17 protein-coding genes and 2 pseudogenes are annotated in these 15,245 nt (G+C 75.3%); 8 read left to right on the top strand and 11 right to left on the bottom strand.

Going from position 1 to position 15,245, the window contains the following annotated elements; genetic code table 11:
- Positions 1-6: 6 nt before the first annotated feature.
- Positions 7-669 (bottom strand): pyroglutamyl-peptidase I, encoded by a 663-nt coding sequence (locus SOY78_RS05215; RefSeq protein WP_228062965.1) that lies wholly within the window; start codon positions 667-669, stop codon positions 7-9.
- Positions 670-761: 92 nt separating this feature from the next.
- On the opposite strand from SOY78_RS05215, the gene SOY78_RS05210 reads away from it, so the two are divergent.
- Positions 762-1,835, top strand: coding sequence for an Rv2578c family radical SAM protein (locus SOY78_RS05210; RefSeq protein WP_041104195.1), 1,074 nt, complete (start codon positions 762-764; stop codon positions 1,833-1,835).
- Between the two features lie 34 nt (positions 1,836-1,869).
- On the opposite strand, the gene SOY78_RS05205 is transcribed toward SOY78_RS05210, so the two are convergent.
- Positions 1,870-2,382, bottom strand: coding sequence for a (deoxy)nucleoside triphosphate pyrophosphohydrolase (locus SOY78_RS05205; protein WP_041104197.1), 513 nt, complete (start codon positions 2,380-2,382; stop codon positions 1,870-1,872).
- A 56-nt stretch (positions 2,383-2,438) separates the two neighbouring features.
- On the opposite strand from SOY78_RS05205, the gene SOY78_RS05200 reads away from it, so the two are divergent.
- Positions 2,439-3,761 carry an MFS transporter gene (locus tag SOY78_RS05200; protein WP_044659789.1) on the top strand — a complete coding sequence of 441 codons (1,323 nt, stop codon included), beginning with the start codon at positions 2,439-2,441 and terminating at the stop codon, positions 3,759-3,761.
- A gap of 141 nt (positions 3,762-3,902) precedes the next feature.
- Positions 3,903-4,175: a GlsB/YeaQ/YmgE family stress response membrane protein gene (locus SOY78_RS05195; protein ID WP_036315639.1), complete on the top strand. Its 273-nt coding sequence runs from the start codon at positions 3,903-3,905 to the stop codon at positions 4,173-4,175.
- A gap of 88 nt (positions 4,176-4,263) precedes the next feature.
- On the opposite strand, the pseudogene SOY78_RS05190 reads toward SOY78_RS05195, so the two are convergent.
- The 4 genes and pseudogenes from SOY78_RS05190 to infC form a co-directional block, all read right to left on the bottom strand.
- A pseudogene (locus tag SOY78_RS05190) lies at positions 4,264-5,158 on the bottom strand (TrmH family RNA methyltransferase).
- Between the two features lie 141 nt (positions 5,159-5,299).
- Positions 5,300-5,683, bottom strand: a pseudogene (gene rplT, locus SOY78_RS05185) (50S ribosomal protein L20); the annotation flags it as partial.
- Between the two features lie 89 nt (positions 5,684-5,772).
- On the bottom strand, positions 5,773-5,967 hold the full coding sequence (gene rpmI, locus SOY78_RS05180; protein WP_002853699.1) for a 50S ribosomal protein L35: 195 nt from the start codon (positions 5,965-5,967) through the stop codon (positions 5,773-5,775).
- A 104-nt stretch (positions 5,968-6,071) separates the two neighbouring features.
- On the bottom strand, positions 6,072-7,031 hold the full coding sequence (gene infC, locus SOY78_RS05175) for a translation initiation factor IF-3 (protein ID WP_205805428.1): 960 nt from the start codon (positions 7,029-7,031) through the stop codon (positions 6,072-6,074).
- 376 nt (positions 7,032-7,407) lie between these two features.
- Between infC and SOY78_RS05170 the strand changes: the two genes are divergently transcribed.
- Positions 7,408-7,779, top strand: coding sequence for a DUF1844 domain-containing protein (locus SOY78_RS05170; RefSeq protein ID WP_036313345.1), 372 nt, complete (start codon positions 7,408-7,410; stop codon positions 7,777-7,779).
- A 68-nt stretch (positions 7,780-7,847) separates the two neighbouring features.
- Here SOY78_RS05170 and SOY78_RS05165 read toward each other — a convergent pair whose 3' ends face one another.
- Positions 7,848-8,324: a hypothetical protein gene (locus SOY78_RS05165; RefSeq protein ID WP_036383505.1), complete on the bottom strand. Its 477-nt coding sequence runs from the start codon at positions 8,322-8,324 to the stop codon at positions 7,848-7,850.
- 367 nt (positions 8,325-8,691) lie between these two features.
- Between SOY78_RS05165 and SOY78_RS05160 the strand changes: the two genes are divergently transcribed.
- A complete protein-coding gene (locus SOY78_RS05160; RefSeq protein ID WP_002854852.1) occupies positions 8,692-8,940 on the top strand; it encodes a WhiB family transcriptional regulator in 249 nt (82 codons plus the stop codon).
- Between the two features lie 62 nt (positions 8,941-9,002).
- On the opposite strand, the gene SOY78_RS05155 is transcribed toward SOY78_RS05160, so the two are convergent.
- Genes SOY78_RS05155 through SOY78_RS05145 form a run of 3 tightly spaced genes read right to left on the bottom strand, consistent with a single transcriptional unit; the run spans position 9,003 to position 12,714 of the window.
- Complete coding sequence (locus SOY78_RS05155) at positions 9,003-10,511, bottom strand: sensor histidine kinase (RefSeq protein WP_036316015.1); 1,509 nt, start codon at positions 10,509-10,511, stop codon at positions 9,003-9,005.
- The gene (locus tag SOY78_RS05150) at positions 10,481-12,064 is read right to left on the bottom strand and encodes an ATPase (RefSeq protein ID WP_324701889.1); all 1,584 of its coding nucleotides are present in this window, start codon (positions 12,062-12,064) and stop codon (positions 10,481-10,483) included. Before SOY78_RS05150 ends, SOY78_RS05155 begins: the two co-directional genes overlap by 31 nt.
- 2 nt (positions 12,065-12,066) lie before the next feature.
- A complete protein-coding gene (locus SOY78_RS05145; protein WP_123244131.1) occupies positions 12,067-12,714 on the bottom strand; it encodes an SAF domain-containing protein in 648 nt (215 codons plus the stop codon).
- Positions 12,715-12,939: 225 nt separating this feature from the next.
- Between SOY78_RS05145 and SOY78_RS05140 the strand changes: the two genes are divergently transcribed.
- Positions 12,940-13,164, top strand: a complete 225-nt coding sequence (locus SOY78_RS05140; protein WP_123244132.1) for a helix-turn-helix domain-containing protein — start codon at positions 12,940-12,942, stop codon at positions 13,162-13,164.
- Positions 13,165-13,179: 15 nt separating this feature from the next.
- On the opposite strand, the gene SOY78_RS05135 is transcribed toward SOY78_RS05140, so the two are convergent.
- A complete protein-coding gene (locus SOY78_RS05135; protein ID WP_036383497.1) occupies positions 13,180-13,737 on the bottom strand; it encodes a hypothetical protein in 558 nt (185 codons plus the stop codon).
- Between the two features lie 156 nt (positions 13,738-13,893).
- Between SOY78_RS05135 and SOY78_RS05130 the strand changes: the two genes are divergently transcribed.
- Both SOY78_RS05130 and SOY78_RS05125 read left to right on the top strand, forming a co-directional pair.
- Positions 13,894-14,646, top strand: a complete 753-nt coding sequence (locus SOY78_RS05130) for a LysM peptidoglycan-binding domain-containing protein (protein ID WP_044659782.1) — start codon at positions 13,894-13,896, stop codon at positions 14,644-14,646.
- Positions 14,647-14,696: 50 nt separating this feature from the next.
- The gene (locus SOY78_RS05125; protein WP_052833459.1) at positions 14,697-15,209 is read left to right on the top strand and encodes an Rv3235 family protein; all 513 of its coding nucleotides are present in this window, start codon (positions 14,697-14,699) and stop codon (positions 15,207-15,209) included.
- Positions 15,210-15,245 lie beyond the last annotated feature (36 nt).

Here is a 15,245-nt window from a genome sequence, read left to right as displayed (position 1 = left end):
CGGGGGTCAGTGCAGGGTGCCGCCGGGGACGTCGAGGTCGGGGCCGCCGGCCAGCGCCGTCAGGGCGGCCTCGGCCACCGCGCGCGCCAGGTCGGCCGCGGGCAGGGCCGGGGTGTCCGGCGTCGGGCGGTGCTCGGCGTCCCACGGCACGTGGATGAAACCGGCGGCCCGGGCGGTGCCGGGGGCGTCGAGGAGCGAGTACATGACGTGGTTGCACACGAACGCGCCCGCGGACAGGGACGGCTCCGCGGCGACGCCGGCCGCCCGGATCGCGGCGACGGCACGCTTGGCGGGCAGGGTGGCGAACAGGGCCGCGGGCCCGTCGGCGCGCACGGGCCGGTCCACGGGCTGGTCCCCCGCGTTGTCCGGGATCCGGGCGTCCTGCAGGTTCACGGCCACCCGCTCGACCCGCACCGCCGCCGTGCCGCCTGCCAGCCCGACGGCGATCGCCACCTCCGGCCGGACCCGGTCGAGGGCCGCGGTCAGGGCAGGCCCGGCCGCGCCGAACGCGCACGGCAGCTCGACCGCCTCGGCCGTCACACCCCGGTCCGCCAGGATGCCCACGGCGTCCCGTGCGGCGGCGGTCGACGGGTTGTGGACATCCCCGCCGAAGGGCTCGAAGCCCGTGAGCAGGACGCGGGTTACCGGGGCGGGTGCAGGGGAGGTCATGGCGACCACGGTAGGCGCGTCTGGGCGCCCGCGCCACGCCCGGACTCGAACACGCTTGCGGGTCGATTCGAACATGTGTTCTACTTCTGGCCATGCGATGGGAAGCGCAGACCCTGCGGTCCGAGGGCGGAGCCCAGCGGGCGACGGCCGGCACACCGGCCGGCTCCGCCGCCCTGCTGCCGCTCTCGGACCTGCAGCGGAGTGTCACCACCCCGGAGTTCGCGGGCGTCACCTTCCATGAGGTGGTCGCCAAGACCGCACTGAACTCGGTGCCGTCCGCCTCGGCCATGCCGTTCCGCTGGACCGTGAACCCGTACCGCGGCTGCACCCACGCCTGCCGGTACTGCTACGCCCGCAGCACCCACACCTTCCTCGAGCTCGATGCCGGGGCCGACTTCGACCGGCAGATCGTCGTGAAGGTCAACGTCGCCGAGGTGCTGCGCGCCGAGCTCGCCCGGCCCACGTGGGGCCGCGAGGCGGTGGCGTTGGGGACCAACACGGACCCGTACCAGCGGGCCGAGGGCCGCTACGCGCTGATGCCCGGGATCATCCGCGCCCTGGCGGATTCCGGCACCCCGTTCTCCGTGCTGACCAAGGGGACCCTGCTCGCGCGGGATGTGCCCCTGCTGCAGGCGGCCTCGCGTCAGGTGCCCGTGCAGGTCTCGCTGTCCCTGGCGATGCTCGATCCCGCCATCGCCGCCGCGGTCGAGCCGGGCACGCCGTCGCCGACCGCACGCCTGCGCCTGATCGAGCGGCTCGCCGCCGCGGGTGCGGACGTCACCGTCATGGCCATGCCTCTGCTGCCGTGGCTCACGGACGGGGACCGCGAGATCGACGCCCTCATGCGCGCGCTGGCGGACGCCGGAGCCGCGCGCGTCATGCCGGGCGCCCTGCACCTGCGGCCGGGCGCGAAGGAGTGGTACCTGGACTGGATCCGCCGTGAGCACCCGGATCTGCTGGCCGGCTACGAGCAGATGTACGCCCGGTCCGCCTACGCGCCCGAGTCGTACCGTCGCATGCTCACCCGGGTGGCCGGGGAGGCCGCCGCACGGCACGGCCTGGCCCGCGGCGGCGCCCACGGCATCCGGCGCGAGGACGGTCCCACGGCCCGGCGCACCCCGGCACCCCGGCCCTCCGCTCCGGCGGCGCAGCCCGCGCTGTTCTGACCGGTCCGCGGGGCGCGGCCGGCCGCGTGTCGACTCAGCGCCCCGCGGAGAACGCCGTGGCGGCGCCACGGAGCACCTCGGCCACGATCGGCCGGTCCGCCGGGATCCAGTCCAGGTGCCGCACGCCCGGCCCGGCGAGCGGCAGCCACGCCAGCAGATCGTGGTCCTGCAGGGCTCGGGGCCTCGCCCCCTCCTCCGCCAGGACGCCCCAGAACACCCGCATCCGGGCGCCGTTGGCCAGCTCCCACCCGGCCGGCTCCGGCGCCGCCACCTCGGGGCCGAGCCGCACGGCGACCCCGAGCTCCTCCCGACACTCCCGCAGCAGCGCCTCCTGGGCACCCTCCCCCGGCTCGACCTTGCCCCCGGGGAACTCCCAGAGTCCCCGCAGCGCGGCGGGCGCGCTGCGGCGGGCCGCCAGCAGGCGGGTCGGCGCGGCCGCATCGTCGAGCAGCGCGAGCCCCACGACCAGCCGCGGTCGCGCACCGTCCCGGGGCGACGTCGTCGGGCTGGCAGGGAGCACGGGGCGAGCAGGTGTGGCGGAGGTCATGAGCCCAGGCTAGCGAGGCCCCCGCCCCCGCAGACCGGAGTCCGTAGGCTGGGTCGGTGCCCACCCCCACTCCCGCCGCCGACGGCGCCCACGACCGTTCCCCCCGCGCCCCGCGTCCGACGCGCCCGGACCCGTCCATCCCACCGACCGCGCCGACGGGCCCCGGCGCGCTGCTGGGCGGCCGCCGCGTGCGTCTGCTGCCGGCCATCCTCGCGCTGGCCCTGGGCAGCTTCGCGATCGGCACCACGGAGTTCGCGATCATGGGGCTGCTCCCCCAGGCCGTGGCGGACCTGGGCATCGGGCTGGAGGCCGGCGGCGTGCTCATCTCGATGTACGCCCTCGGCGTGGTCGTCGGCGCCCCGCTGCTGGCGGCCGCCTTCGCCCGGGTGGACCGACGACTCACCAGCATCGTGCTGATGCTGCTCTTCCTCGCGGGCCACGTGGCCGCCTTCCTCGCCCCGGACGCGGCCACCATGATGGCCGCCCGCTTCATCTGCGGCCTGCCCCACGGGGCCTACTTCTCGGCGGCCGCCCTGGCCGCCGCGGACCTGGCCGGGCCCGCCCGCCGTGGCCAGGCCGTCGCATGGGTGATGGCGGGCCTGTCGGTGGCCAACGTGCTCGGCGTCCCGGCCGCCACCGCCCTGGGCCAGAGCGCGGGCTGGCGCTGGATGTTCGTCATCGTGGCGACGTGCGCGGCCCTGTGCGTGGCCGCCACCGCATGGCTCGTGCCGCCGGTCCCGGCGCCCGAGGGGGCGTCCGTGCGCCGCGAGCTGCGCGGCCTGGCGTCCGGGCGCCTGTGGGCCACGGTGGCCGTCGGCGTCCTCGGCTTCGCCGGCATGTTCGCCCTCTACACCTACATCGCCCCCCTGCTGACCACGGTGTCCGGCCTCGATGAGCGGTGGGTGCCCGCCGTCCTGGCCCTCTACGGGGTGGGCATGGTCGTCGGCACGCTCGTCGGCGGCGCCCTCACGGACCGCGACCCGGTGCGCACGCTGCGTCTGAGCTTCGCACTCAGCGCCGTCTTCCTTCTGGGCGTCGGCCTGACCGCGCAGTGGGCGCCCGTGATGGTGGTCTTCCTCTTCCTGGTGGCCGTCAGCGGCTCCGGGATCGCCCCGTCCCTGCAGGTGCTGCTGGTGGACTCCGCCCCCACCGCGCCGCAGTTGGCGGGCTCCCTGAACCACTCCGCACTGAACATGGCCAACGCCATGGGGGCCTGGGTCGGCGCGGCCGCGATCGGCGCCGGAGCCTCCCTGAGGACCCCGCCGCTCATCGGTGCCGCCATTGCCCTCGGCGGCCTCGTCCTCGCGCTCCTGCTGGTCCGACGCACCCCCGCCGTCGGCGCCGTCCCGCACGACGGCCCCTCCGCCGCCACCGTGTGAATCGCGTGCGGCGCGCTCGGTCCACGGGCGGCTGACCTCGCGATCGAGGGGTAGCGGGCCGTCAGAGGTGGCACAGGTGGAATCGGCTTGGCTAAGCTCCTTTCCGTACGTCATCATCCGCAACTCGAAAGGAACATCAGCATGTTCACCATCATCGCTTGGATCATTATCGGCCTCATCGCCGGTGCCATCGCTCGCCTGATTCTTCCGGGGCGACAGGGCTCCGGCTGGCTGGGTGCCCTCATCACGGGCCTCCTGGGTGCCGTTCTCGGTGGCTGGATCTCCACCCTGCTCGGCGGGGAAGGGCTCGGCGACGCGTTCAGCTGGCAGACGCTCATCTGGTCTGTGATCGGCGGCGTCATCGTGGCCTTCATCTGGCAGGCCATCACCAGCCGCCGCGGCACCCGCGTCTGAGCTGACATCGGCTGACCCGGCACCCGCCGGGTCGACCCCAGAAGGGGCGGGGATCCTCACGGATCCCCGCCCCTTCTGGCGTGTGCGTTCAGTCCCGCGTGGTCGGCGAGGCCATCGCCGAGGCGTAGAGGCACACCGTGGCCGCCGTGCCCACGTTCAGGGACTCCGCGGCGCCGTAGAGGGGCACGGCCACCCGGCGCTCCGCCAGGGCCAGCTCCGCCTCGTCCAGGCCCTGGGCCTCATTGCCGAACAGCCAGGCGGTGCGCGCCCCCAGCGACGCCGGGGACAGGGCGTCCAGTCGATCGGACCCGTGGCCGTCGGCGGCCCACACCTGTAGACCCGCCGCCCGGGCAGCCACCGCCACGTCCTCCGCCTGCACCCCCGCGAGCACGGGCAGGTGGAACAGGGACCCGGCGGTGGAGCGGACCACCTTCGGATTGAACGGGTCCACCGATCCGGCGGTGAGCACCACCGCGTCCGCGCCCGCGGCGTCCGCCGCGCGCAGCACCGTCCCCGCGTTGCCCGGGTCCTGCACGCGGCACAGCACGGCCGCCAGCGCCGCACCGTCGAACGCGTCCTCCAGGGCGGGCTGATCCGGGACGCGGGCCACGGCCACGACGCCCTGGCCCGTCACCGCGTCCGCCATGGCCGTCAGGACCTCGTCCGAGGCCTCCCGCACGAACACCCGCTCGCCGCCGTCGGGCCCGTCGGCGGCCACCCGCTCCACGAGGGCCGCCAGCTCCGAGTCCCGGTCGGCGAGCCCGGCGGAGACGTAGACCTGGGTGAGGACGCGACCGGCCGGCCACTGCCGCGCCGCGCCCGCCGGCCCCTCCCCCAGGTGCGCGCGCAGCGCCTCGCGGCACGCCTGCGGGCCCTCCACCAGGAACGTGCCGGTCCGGCGTCGCGCGGGCCGCGGCCAGGGCGGCGACGGCGCGGACGCGCTCGGCGCGGGGGTGGGTCAGCGGCTCGGCGGGCGGGGTCATGGGCTCTCCTGGTCGGGTTCGGCGGGGCGCGGGTGCGCAGACGCCGACGGGGCGGGCCTCGGTGGAGGACCCGCCCCGTCGGCGGTGGTGCTCACGCCTGGGGCGTGGTGGTGGGGCTCTCAGGGCCCCGGAGCCGGCGCAGCGGGAGACGGCGGGGGCGTTCACGTCCGCGGGCAGCGCCTCGCGGGCGGTCTTCACCAGCACGGCGAAGGTCGCGGCGTCGGAGACGGCGATCTCGGCCAGCATGCGGCGGTCCACCTCGACGCCGGCCAGCTTGAGGCCCTGCATGAAGCGGTTGTAGGTCATGCCGTTGGCGCGGGCGGCCGCGTTGATGCGGGTGATCCACAGGCGACGGAAGTCACCCTTGCGCTTGTGGCGGTGCTGGTAGTTGTAGGTGAACGAGTGGAGCATCTGCTCCTTCGCCTTGCGGTACAGGCGAGACCGCTGGCCGCGGTAGCCGGAGGCGCGCTCCAGCATGGTCCGACGCTTCTTGTGGGCGTTCACTGCCCGCTTCACACGTGCCACGTGCGTACTCCAATCTGTGTGGTCCCCGGGGCGCGCACTGGCGCGTCACGGCCGAGGAGGAAGGGGTTCCGGCGAGGCCGGAGGGGGTGTCAGATGCCGAGCATCCGCTTGATCTGCTTGATGCTGCCCTTGGAGACGAGCTGGTCGCCCTTGAGACGGCGGGTCAGGCGCGAGGACTTGTGCTCCAGGTAGTGGCGGCGGTTCGCCTGCTGGCGCATGATCTTGCCGGAGCCGGTCACGCGGAAGCGCTTCTTGGCACCGCTGTGGGTCTTCATCTTCGGCATGGCTGCCGTTCTCCTTCACTCATCGCTGCCGTGCGCGGCGCGCGCGGCAGTGCTGGTCACCCCGGTCCGTGCGGACCGGGCTGGTCTGTGGCGACCCCGGGGGGTCAGGCCCGAGGACCGGGCTTGGGGGCACCGCCGCGGGGGGCGGCGGGCTTGGGCGGGGCCGGCATCGGCTTGGCCGCCGGCTTCGGAGCCGACGACGGCGCGGCCGGCTTGGCGGCGGACCGCGGCTTCGGCGTGGCAGCCGGCGCAGCCGAGGACTGCGGCTTCGGCGTCGCGGCCGGCTTCGGGGACGATGCGGGCGTGGCGCTGGAGGCCGGCTTCGTGGCCGGGCGGGGAGCCGCCGGGGCCGGGGTCTTCGGCGCCTGCTTCGTCTCGGCCGGGGCCGCGGAGGCGTTCTCCTGCGTCCGGGCGGCCATGGCCTTCAGCTGCTCGGGGAACGCGTCCCCGACCGAATTCCGCACCGGGGCGGAGTCGGACGCCGCCTTCTGCGCGGCGCGCTCCTTGGCCTCGCGGGCGGCCTGGTCGCGACGCGAACCGCCGCCCTGACGCTCGCGGTGGCTCTCGGCCGAGTTCTTGCGCTGGTCCGCGCGCGCATCGGCCTTGGTGCGCAGCGGGCCGACCACCATCACCATGTTGCGGCCGTCCTGGCGCGGCTGCGATTCGACGGTGCCCAGCTCGGCGACGTCCTCGGCGAACTGCTGCAGCAGCTTGATGCCGAGCTCGGGACGCTGCTGCTCACGGCCGCGGAACTGGATGATGGCCTTGACCTTGTCGCCCTGGCTCAGGAACTTCTTGGCGTGGCCGGTCTTGGTCTCGTAGTCGTGCTTGTCGATCTTCAGGCGGAAGCGGACCTCCTTGAGGACCGTGTTCACCTGGTTCTTGCGCGACTCACGGGCCTTCACCGCGGCCTCGTACTTGTACTTGCCGAAATCCATCAGCTTGCACACCGGAGGCTTGGCCGTGGGGGCCACCTCCACGAGATCCAGGTCCGCCTCGGCGGCGAGCCGGAGGGCGTCCTCGACGCGGACGATGCCGACCTGTTCGCCGTTCGGGCCGACCAGGCGGACTTCCGGAACGCGGATACGCTCGTTGATGCGGGGATCGCTGATGGTGGTACTCCTCTGTGCGAGACGACGGGTGATCCCGCGCCCACCGGAGGGACCCTCGGAAACGAGGAAGGCCTCCCCTGCGCGGACGCAGACGGAGGCCTCGACACGGTCCCGTCGGACGGGACCCTCGGTGCGGGGTGCGCGCCACGACGCGGCGGTCCCGACCGGCGACCCGGCAACTCGGCCCGGGGCGAACCGGACATCCTGCTGACGCGGGTGGGAGAGAGGCCTCCACTTTGCTGCTCCTGGCCCGTGCACGCCTGCTCCGGGGTCACCGGATGACGAGGACGTGCGCGGACCACGAGTGGTCTATGGGAAGCTTACCACCATGACAGACGAACGTCAGGCCCAGGACGCCACCCCCATGGACGCCCCCGCCGAGATCCGCGACATCCACGAGGTCCCCGCCGTCGAGGTCATCACGACCACCGCCGTGCACCTGATGACCGCCGCCGCCGTCAAGTGCGGCCTGGCCGACTCCCCCGACGCCCGCGAGCTCATCGATCTCGACGAGGCCCGCAAGCTCATCACGGCCCTCGCCGGGCTGGTCACGGCCGCGGCCCCCGAGATCGGCAGCCAGCACGCCGGCCCGCTGCGCGACGGCCTGCGCTCGCTGCAGCTGGCGTTCCGTGAGGCCTCCCCGTTCCCGGACGCCCCGGGCAAGGGCCCCGGCGAGAAGTTCACCGGCCCGGTGAACTGACCACGCCCCCCGATGACGACGACGGCGCGCCCCCGACCGGGGGCGCGCCGTCGTCGTCGGGGCGGGGCTCAGGCGTCCGTCGAGGCCTCCGGGGCGGGGGTGAGATGCCGGGTGACCGGCGTCGTGAAGAGTGTGAGCAGCGCGACGCCGGAGACCGCGAGCAGCGGCCCACCCAGAGCGGCGGCGTCCACGCTGAAGAGCCATGACGACAGGAGCACACCGAAGAGCTGGATCGCGACGGCGGCGCCGCGGCTCCACGCCCGACCGCGCAGCAGGGCGACGGCGGTCGCGAGGATCCACAGGGCGAGCAGCGCGTAGATGACGATCAGCATCACGCGGGCGCCGGCCGGGAGCACCCCGTCCGCCGCATGCACCACCGCGTCCACGGCGAGCCAGAGGAGCGCGCCCGCCTCGGCCAGGAGCGCCGCGGCGACCACGAGGACGGCCACCGGCAGGCCCCGGCCGGGGCGGGGCGGGACCGTCGTCGCGTCGGCGCCCGACGACTCGGACGGAGCGACGGGGTCGGGGCGGCGGGACTGTGCCATGGGGCCTCTCCTGCGGGACGGCTGCGGGGACGGACGTGTCCCCCACCGTACGCCGGGCGGTGCGCGGGCCAGGTCCGCGGCGACGCGCCGCCCCGGGCACAGGTGTGACCAAGGACTCACTGGGAGGTGCGGTGATGCACCTCATTCACCTCTTGTTCACTCGTGAGGGCCGTGCGAGGATGGCACGCGAAAGATTTCCGGGGGCCGCGTTCGTACGAAAGCGGTCCCCGTTGCAATGACCAGGGTCGCCCTCCGTATCGGTCGTGCCGCGCGTCGTCCGCGCAGGCCCCCGCGCCCGCCGCCGGCGGAGGCCGTGACCACCGGCGCCCGCGGGCTCCGGCTCTTCCGACAGAAAGTGAGCGGACCGATGGATTGGCGCAGTAAAGCAGCGTGCCTGGACAAGGACCCGGAGCTGTTCTTCCCCGTGGGCAACACCGGCCCCGCCCTCCTGCAGATCGAGGAGGCCAAGGCGGTGTGCCGCTCGTGTGAGGTCGTGGACACGTGCCTGAAGTGGGCCATGGAGTCCGGCCAGGACTCGGGCGTCTGGGGCGGCATGAGCGAGGACGAGCGGCGCGCCATGAAGCGCCGTGCGGCACGCGCCCGCCGCGCCTCCTGACCCACCCGGACCACCGGCCCCGTCGACCTCGTCGACGGGGCCGTCGTCATGCCCGGCCGGGTTCACGTCAGGGGCAGTCGCAGCACGACGCGCGTGCCGCCGTCGTCGGACCGCTCCCAGCGCAGGGTGCCGCGCAGGTCCCCCTCCACGAGCGAGTGCACGATGCGCAGGCCGAGCCCCGATCCCTCGCCCGCGCGGGGAGACTCCCCCGGCACCCATCCGTCGGGGGCGGCGGGGCCGCCGTCCGTCACGGACACGACCAGCACCGTTCCCGCGGGGGTCGACTCGCGGTCGGCGTGCAGGCCCACGCAGCCACCGCCCGGCGCCGTGCCGTGCTCGACGGCGTTGGCCGCCAGCTCATTGAGCACCAGCGCCAGCGGCGTGGTCACGTGGGAGGGCAGTTCACCGAACTCACCCGTGACCGCGACCTGCAGCGGCCGCCCGTCCCCGGCCACCTCGACGGCCAGGCGGAACTGCCGCTGCAGCAGACCGTCCACGGGGACCTGGTCCTCGATCTCCTCGCTCAGCGTCTGGTGGACGAGGGCGATCGTGTCCACCCGCTGCATCGCCTGACGCAGCGCACGCTCCGCCTCGGGCGAGGACGTGCGCCGCGCCTGCATGCGCAGCAGCGATCCCACGGTCTGCAGGTTGTTCTTGACGCGGTGGTGGATCTCGCGGATGGTCGCGTCCTTGGTGAGCAGACGCTGCTCCTGGCGGCGCAGCTCGGTCACGTCGCGCAGCAGCAGCAGCGCCCCCTGCCAGCCGTCCGGACCGAGCAGGGGGACGGAGCGCACCGTGAGGGACGCCCCGCCGGACTGCACCTCCCGCCGTCCGGCACGCAGGCCGGTGAGCACCGCCCACGTCCCCTCGTCGGTGGGAACGCGGGCGGCCTCGGTGCTGGCCAGCACGTCGGTGAGCCGGTGCCCCTCGAGGGTCGAGGCGATGCCCAGCCGGCGCAGGGCGGAGACCGCGTTGGGACTGGTGAACTCGGCGACCGAGTCCGGCCCGAGCACGACGAGGCCGTCCCCCACCCGCGGCGTGCCGCCCGCCCAGAGGCCGGAGGGCTCCTCGGGCGCCGGCCAGCGGCCGTGCTGCATCATGTCCAGCAGGGTGCTGGCCGTCCGGCTGTAGTTCTCCTCGATCACCGAGCGCGCCGGCCGGCCGTTCGGGTCCGCGTGCGCGGAGACGACCGCGATGACCCTCCCGGCGCGGACCACCGGCCACAGACGCACCTGCAGCGTGCCTCCCGGGGCCTCGACGGGGCCGGCCCCCTCGGCCCGCTCCCCGCCATGCCACGTCTGCCCGACGACGGCCCGCAGGTCCGCGCGGGCGCGCGAGCCCACGATGTCGCGGTGGAAGAGGGTGGGAGCGGTGAAGGGCCGGACCTGGGCGAGCGCGACGAACCCTCCGGCCTCGTCGCGGCGGGGCACGGGGCACCAGAGCACGAGGTCCGCGAGCGCCAGGTCTGCCACGAGCTGCCAGTCCCCCACGAGCCGCTGCAGCCAGGCGCGGTCCTCGTCTCCGATGTCCGGGTGCGACGTCAGGGGGTCCTGCGCGAGCGAACTGACCATGGGATCAGGGTACGGCGACGTGCCGGGCGGCCCGGGTCCGTGGCGTCGCGGACGTCGTCGGAGGACGCGGCGGCGATGGTCTGCGAGGGCCGTGCGCGGTGCCGTCCGCGGCGGGCGGGGCGGGCGGGGACACCGGCCAGCGTGGCGAGGGCGCGACGCAGCGGGCTGTTCGGAGCGGCCTCGGCGAGCACCTGGCCGGCGAGCAGCGCGGGGTCCGCGGCGGCCGGGTCCCACGGCAGGAACGCCTCCAGCGGCGTGGCCGGCGAGGCGTAGCGGTTCCAGACGGCCTCGACCTGCCCGCGCGGGGCGACGCCGGCGGCGGCGGGCCGGAGCCGGTTGACCACGACGCGCAGCCGTGCCGCCGGGGCCGCCTCCGCCAGCTCCTCGACCCCGCGGACCAGGCGGGGCAGCGCGACGGCGTCCGGCCCGCCGACCGCGATGACCTCGTCGGCCGCGGCGAGCGCCGCCAGGGTCGCACCGTTGCGCTGGGGGGCGGGCACGTCGAAGGACAACTCCTCGTCCTGCTCGAGACCGAACCCGACGTCGACAACCACGCGGTCCCACCGTTCCCTGGCGGCCGCGATCAGCGCGGTGACGGCGGCGGGGCGCAGCTCCGGCCACCGGTCCACGCGGGTGAGCCCCGTCAGAACCGTCAGGTCCGCGCCGGCGACGCGGACGCGGACGCCCGCGGCCGCCAGGTCGGCGGCGCCCAGCCGGCCGTGGTCGGCCCGCCGCACGGCCCGCGCCACGCCGGCCGACTCCTCCGTCAGCCCCAGGTGCACACCGACGGCGGGGCCGTACGTGTCCAGGTCGACCAGCAGCGTGTTCCGGCCGGCCACGGCGTGCTCGGCGGCGAGGTTCACGGCGACGGTGGTGCGTCCCGGGGCGCCGGTGGGACCCCACACCACGGTCACCAGGGACTCCCGCGCGGGTGCGGTCGGTTCGCCCTCCTCCGGAGAGGGTGCGGGGTCGGCTCCCTCGTCCGCCGTGGCGGGGCCGCCGTCGGGGGTGGCCGCGGCGGGGGCGGCGCCCGGCCCGGCGTCGTCGGGCTCGTCGGCGTCGCGCCAGGGGTCCGTGAGGCCGGGCACCTCGTCCGCGCCGAGCGTCTCCAGGGTGATCGGCAGGTCGTCGAGGTCCTCGGCGTGATCCCGGGCGTGGTCGGCGTCCTCCCCGTGCGAGGTCTCCGGCCGGCGGCCCTCCGCGGCGGCGCTCGCGGACTCCACGACGACGGCCGCGATCTGCTCGGGGTCGGCGTCGGCGCGCACGCAGGGCACCCCCATGCTGCGGAGACGACGCCGCTCGGCACGGACCTCGCTGAGCGCCGCCACGCCCACGGGTCGGGGCAGCCGGGCCGTCTCCTCCAGGAAGGCGGCGGTGAGGGACTCGGTGTCCCCGGCCACGAGGACCGCGTCCACGAGACCGGAGCGGGCGATGGCGAGCAGCTCGGCGATGTCCTCGGCCCGGCGGAGGACCGTGATGTCCGTCTGGTGCCGCTCGAGCGGGCCGATGTGGTCCAGGCCCGGCTGGACGGTGGTGGCCAGGGCGATGCGCACGGTCAGCGCACCCCGTGGGCCGGCACGAGGGTGACCCGCGCGTCCTTCACCTTCGCGTCCACGATGCGCGGCAGGGTCTCCTTTGGTGCCAGCAGCTGCACCCGGGTGGTGCCCGAGCCGCCGAAGCCGTTCTGCTCCGCCGTGACCTCGGAGATCTCGAGCGCCTCGGCCAGCCGGGCCGGGTCTGCATGGCCGCGGCCTCCCTCCGCCGGCATGGCCACCCAGACGTCCACGCGGTCTCCCACGCCCACGCCGGACGGCAGCGGCTCGTCCAGGGCCACCCCGACGGGACGACGGCCGTCCGGGTCCGCGTCCACCAGTGCCGCCGCCGGCAGCAGCTCACCGGCCCGGACCGTCCCGGAGACCATCCGCCCCTCGGGAGCCGGAGCATCGGCGCTGAGGTACCGCTCGCCGGCCTCGCTGAGGTTCACCTCCACGGGGCGCAGGTCCCCGGACGCGATGGGTGTGCCCGGGGGCAGGTCCTCCGCAGCCGTCCAGTACGCTGCGGTCCGCTGGGCGGAGGCGACCAGCGCCACGACGCCGGCGATCGAGGCGAGGACGAGCACGAGACCGACGAGGAGCCGGGGATCCCGCCAGCGGGGCCGGCGCAGACGGCCGCCCTCGGCGGACGCGGACATGGTCGTGGACACCGGATGTTCCCCCCTTCGGACCGGCCCCTCGGGCCGCCGCGGCCCCGGCACCCCGTCGGTGTCGGCCCCTCCGCGCTGCGCCCAGAGTAACCACAGGGGCCGTGGATCGCCGGATCCGCCGCGTACGCTGTGGAAAAGTGTCGCCTCCGGGTGTTCCCGGGGTTGAATGGGTCGACGTCGTGGGCCGCCCGCGACCGTCCTGGACGCCTCGACCGAAGGAGCACCGTGCAGCGCTTTCTCACCCTGACCGACGTCGCGGAGACCCTGAACATCTCCGGTCAGGCCGCCCGTGCCCTGGTCCGCTCGGGTGAGCTGCAGGCCATCCAGGTCGGGGGCCGCGGTCAGTGGCGCATCGAGCTGTCCTGGCTCGAGGACTACGTGGAACGTCAGAAGGAAGTGACGCGCGCCCGCGTCCGGGAGTGGACCGAGGCGGACGCGCAGGCCCGCTGAGCCCACACGGTCTGCTCAGGCGGGGCGCAGCGCGGTCCGGACCGTCCCCAGCGCCCCGAACGGGATGACGAGCCGCCCGCGGACGGCCGCGGCCCGCCGGGCCTCGTCCCGCGGGTGGCGGGCGATGTCGAGGTGGTCGCCGCCGACCCGGTCCACGGTGCCCTCCGCCAGCGCCGCGCCGAGGCGTCCCGTCACCGCCACCGGCTGGCGCGTCCGCGCGATGCCGCGCAGCACCGTCCCCCAGCCGGCCGCGGCGAGCTCGGGCGCGGCCACGGCCCGGGTCAGGTCGGCCTCCACGGCCGCCACGCAGTCCACCGCGACGATCGCCGATCCCGAGCCGTCGACGTGCACGCCGACCCAGCCCTGGCCCACCGTGTGCACCACGCCGTCCACGACCTCGCCCCAGGCCAGGTGGAGCCGGACCTGCCGCCCTCGGGCTCCGCGCAGGCGGTCGGCCAGGGACAGCGCCATCCACTCCGCTCGGGTCAGCTCCGCGGCCTCGGCCACCGTCTCCTGCCAGCCGAGGTCGGCCCAGTGCGCCTCCAGGTCGTCGAAGAGTCCGTTCCACCGCATGCGCTCAGCATAGGAGGCTCAGCGCCGGACATCGGTCGTCATCAAACATCATCAAACATCACTCTTGACACCTATCGGCCCGTGCAGTTCACTGTGATCATCATCACCGGCCTGATCGCGGGATCCCGGCCGGACGGACGCACAGGAGGGGAATCCATGGAGCGCTCGACATCACCGGCCGGCCCGGCCCCGACCCGTCCGGTCGACGCGGCGGACGCCGTCGGCCTCACCGTCCTGCTTCTGGCCGGTCCCGGTCTGCTCGCCTGTGCCGCGGCGCTGCTGCAGACGGGCACCAGCGCGCCCGGGGCGGAACTGACCCGCGTGCTGGGCCTCGGTGCCGGTCTCGCCGGGCTCGGACTGCTCGCATGGTGGGCGGTGGGCCTGATCGGGCTGGCGCTCGTCGCGCTGGGGCGCCGCGCGGGTCGGCCGGCCTGGGCCCGCCTGGGCCGGAGCCTCACTCCCGCCCTGCTCGGACGCGTGGCAGGCGCCGTCGTCGGTGCCCAGCTGCTCGCGGCACCGGCCGCGTGGGCGGACGCGGCTCATCCCGTGCCGGACGCCTCCTGGACCGTGGCTGCGGTGCCTGCGCACGCCACCGGCGTCGAGGCCCCGGCGCCGGACGCCGCGTGGACGCCCCGGCCCCCGGCGCCGGCCCCACCGGGCGCCGGCACCGGCCGTGCGGATCCGGACCACCCGACCGTCACCGTCCGGCGCGGCGACTGCCTGTGGCACCTCGCCGCCGCCGAGCTCGGCCCGGACGCGACCCCCCGAGAGATCGACGCCCGCTGGCGCCGCTGGTACGAGGCCAACCGACGGGTGATCGGCGACGACCCGCACCTGCTGCTGCCCGGCACCGTGCTGACCTCCCCCGTGTTCACCCCGCACGCCGGCGTGGACGGACCACGGCCATGACATCCACAACCCTGCACTCCCCCGCTTCGCCTCGTCCTCAGGAGACCGCCATGACCACCCTCGCCACCCGCCCCCGCGCCGCTTCCGACCGGCGCACCGCCGACACCCTCCTCCACGGGCCCGCCCACAGCCCCGCAGTCCTGCCCCGCGGTGAGGAGATCGCCCGGCGGGCCCGCACCGAACAGGGGCGCGAGGAGCTGCGCCGCGTCCGCTCGCTCGCCGCCGTGATCGCCGTCGCCTGCGTCGAGGTCGAGACGGGCCGCCGTGCCCTGCGGGACCTCTCCGGCTGGCTCTCGCCCGAGGTCCTGGACAAGTTGACCCGTCGCATGGAGCTGCTGGGCGCCGTCGCGCCGACCGGGCCCGGTCGACGGCCCTCCGCGGCCGTCCCGCCCCGGACGCCCAAGTCCGCACCCCGCCCGGTGGGTGCCCGCGTGTGCGAGGTCGCGCCCGGCCGGGTGGAGGCCAGCGCGACGGTGCTGTGGGAGGGCCGGGCCCGGGCCTTCGCGCTCCGACTCGAGCGGCGGCTCAGCCGGTGGAAGGTGACGTCGGTCGAGATCGGCTGAGCCGGATCGTCCCGTCGGACTGACGATCGAGGGCCC

The organism is Micrococcus sp. HOU01 (genome assembly GCF_035609305.1).
GTDB classification, from domain to species: Bacteria; Actinomycetota; Actinomycetes; order Actinomycetales; family Micrococcaceae; genus Micrococcus; species Micrococcus luteus.
The sequence above is the reverse complement of the archived record's forward strand: the minus strand, read 5'-3'. Positions and strand labels throughout refer to the sequence as shown.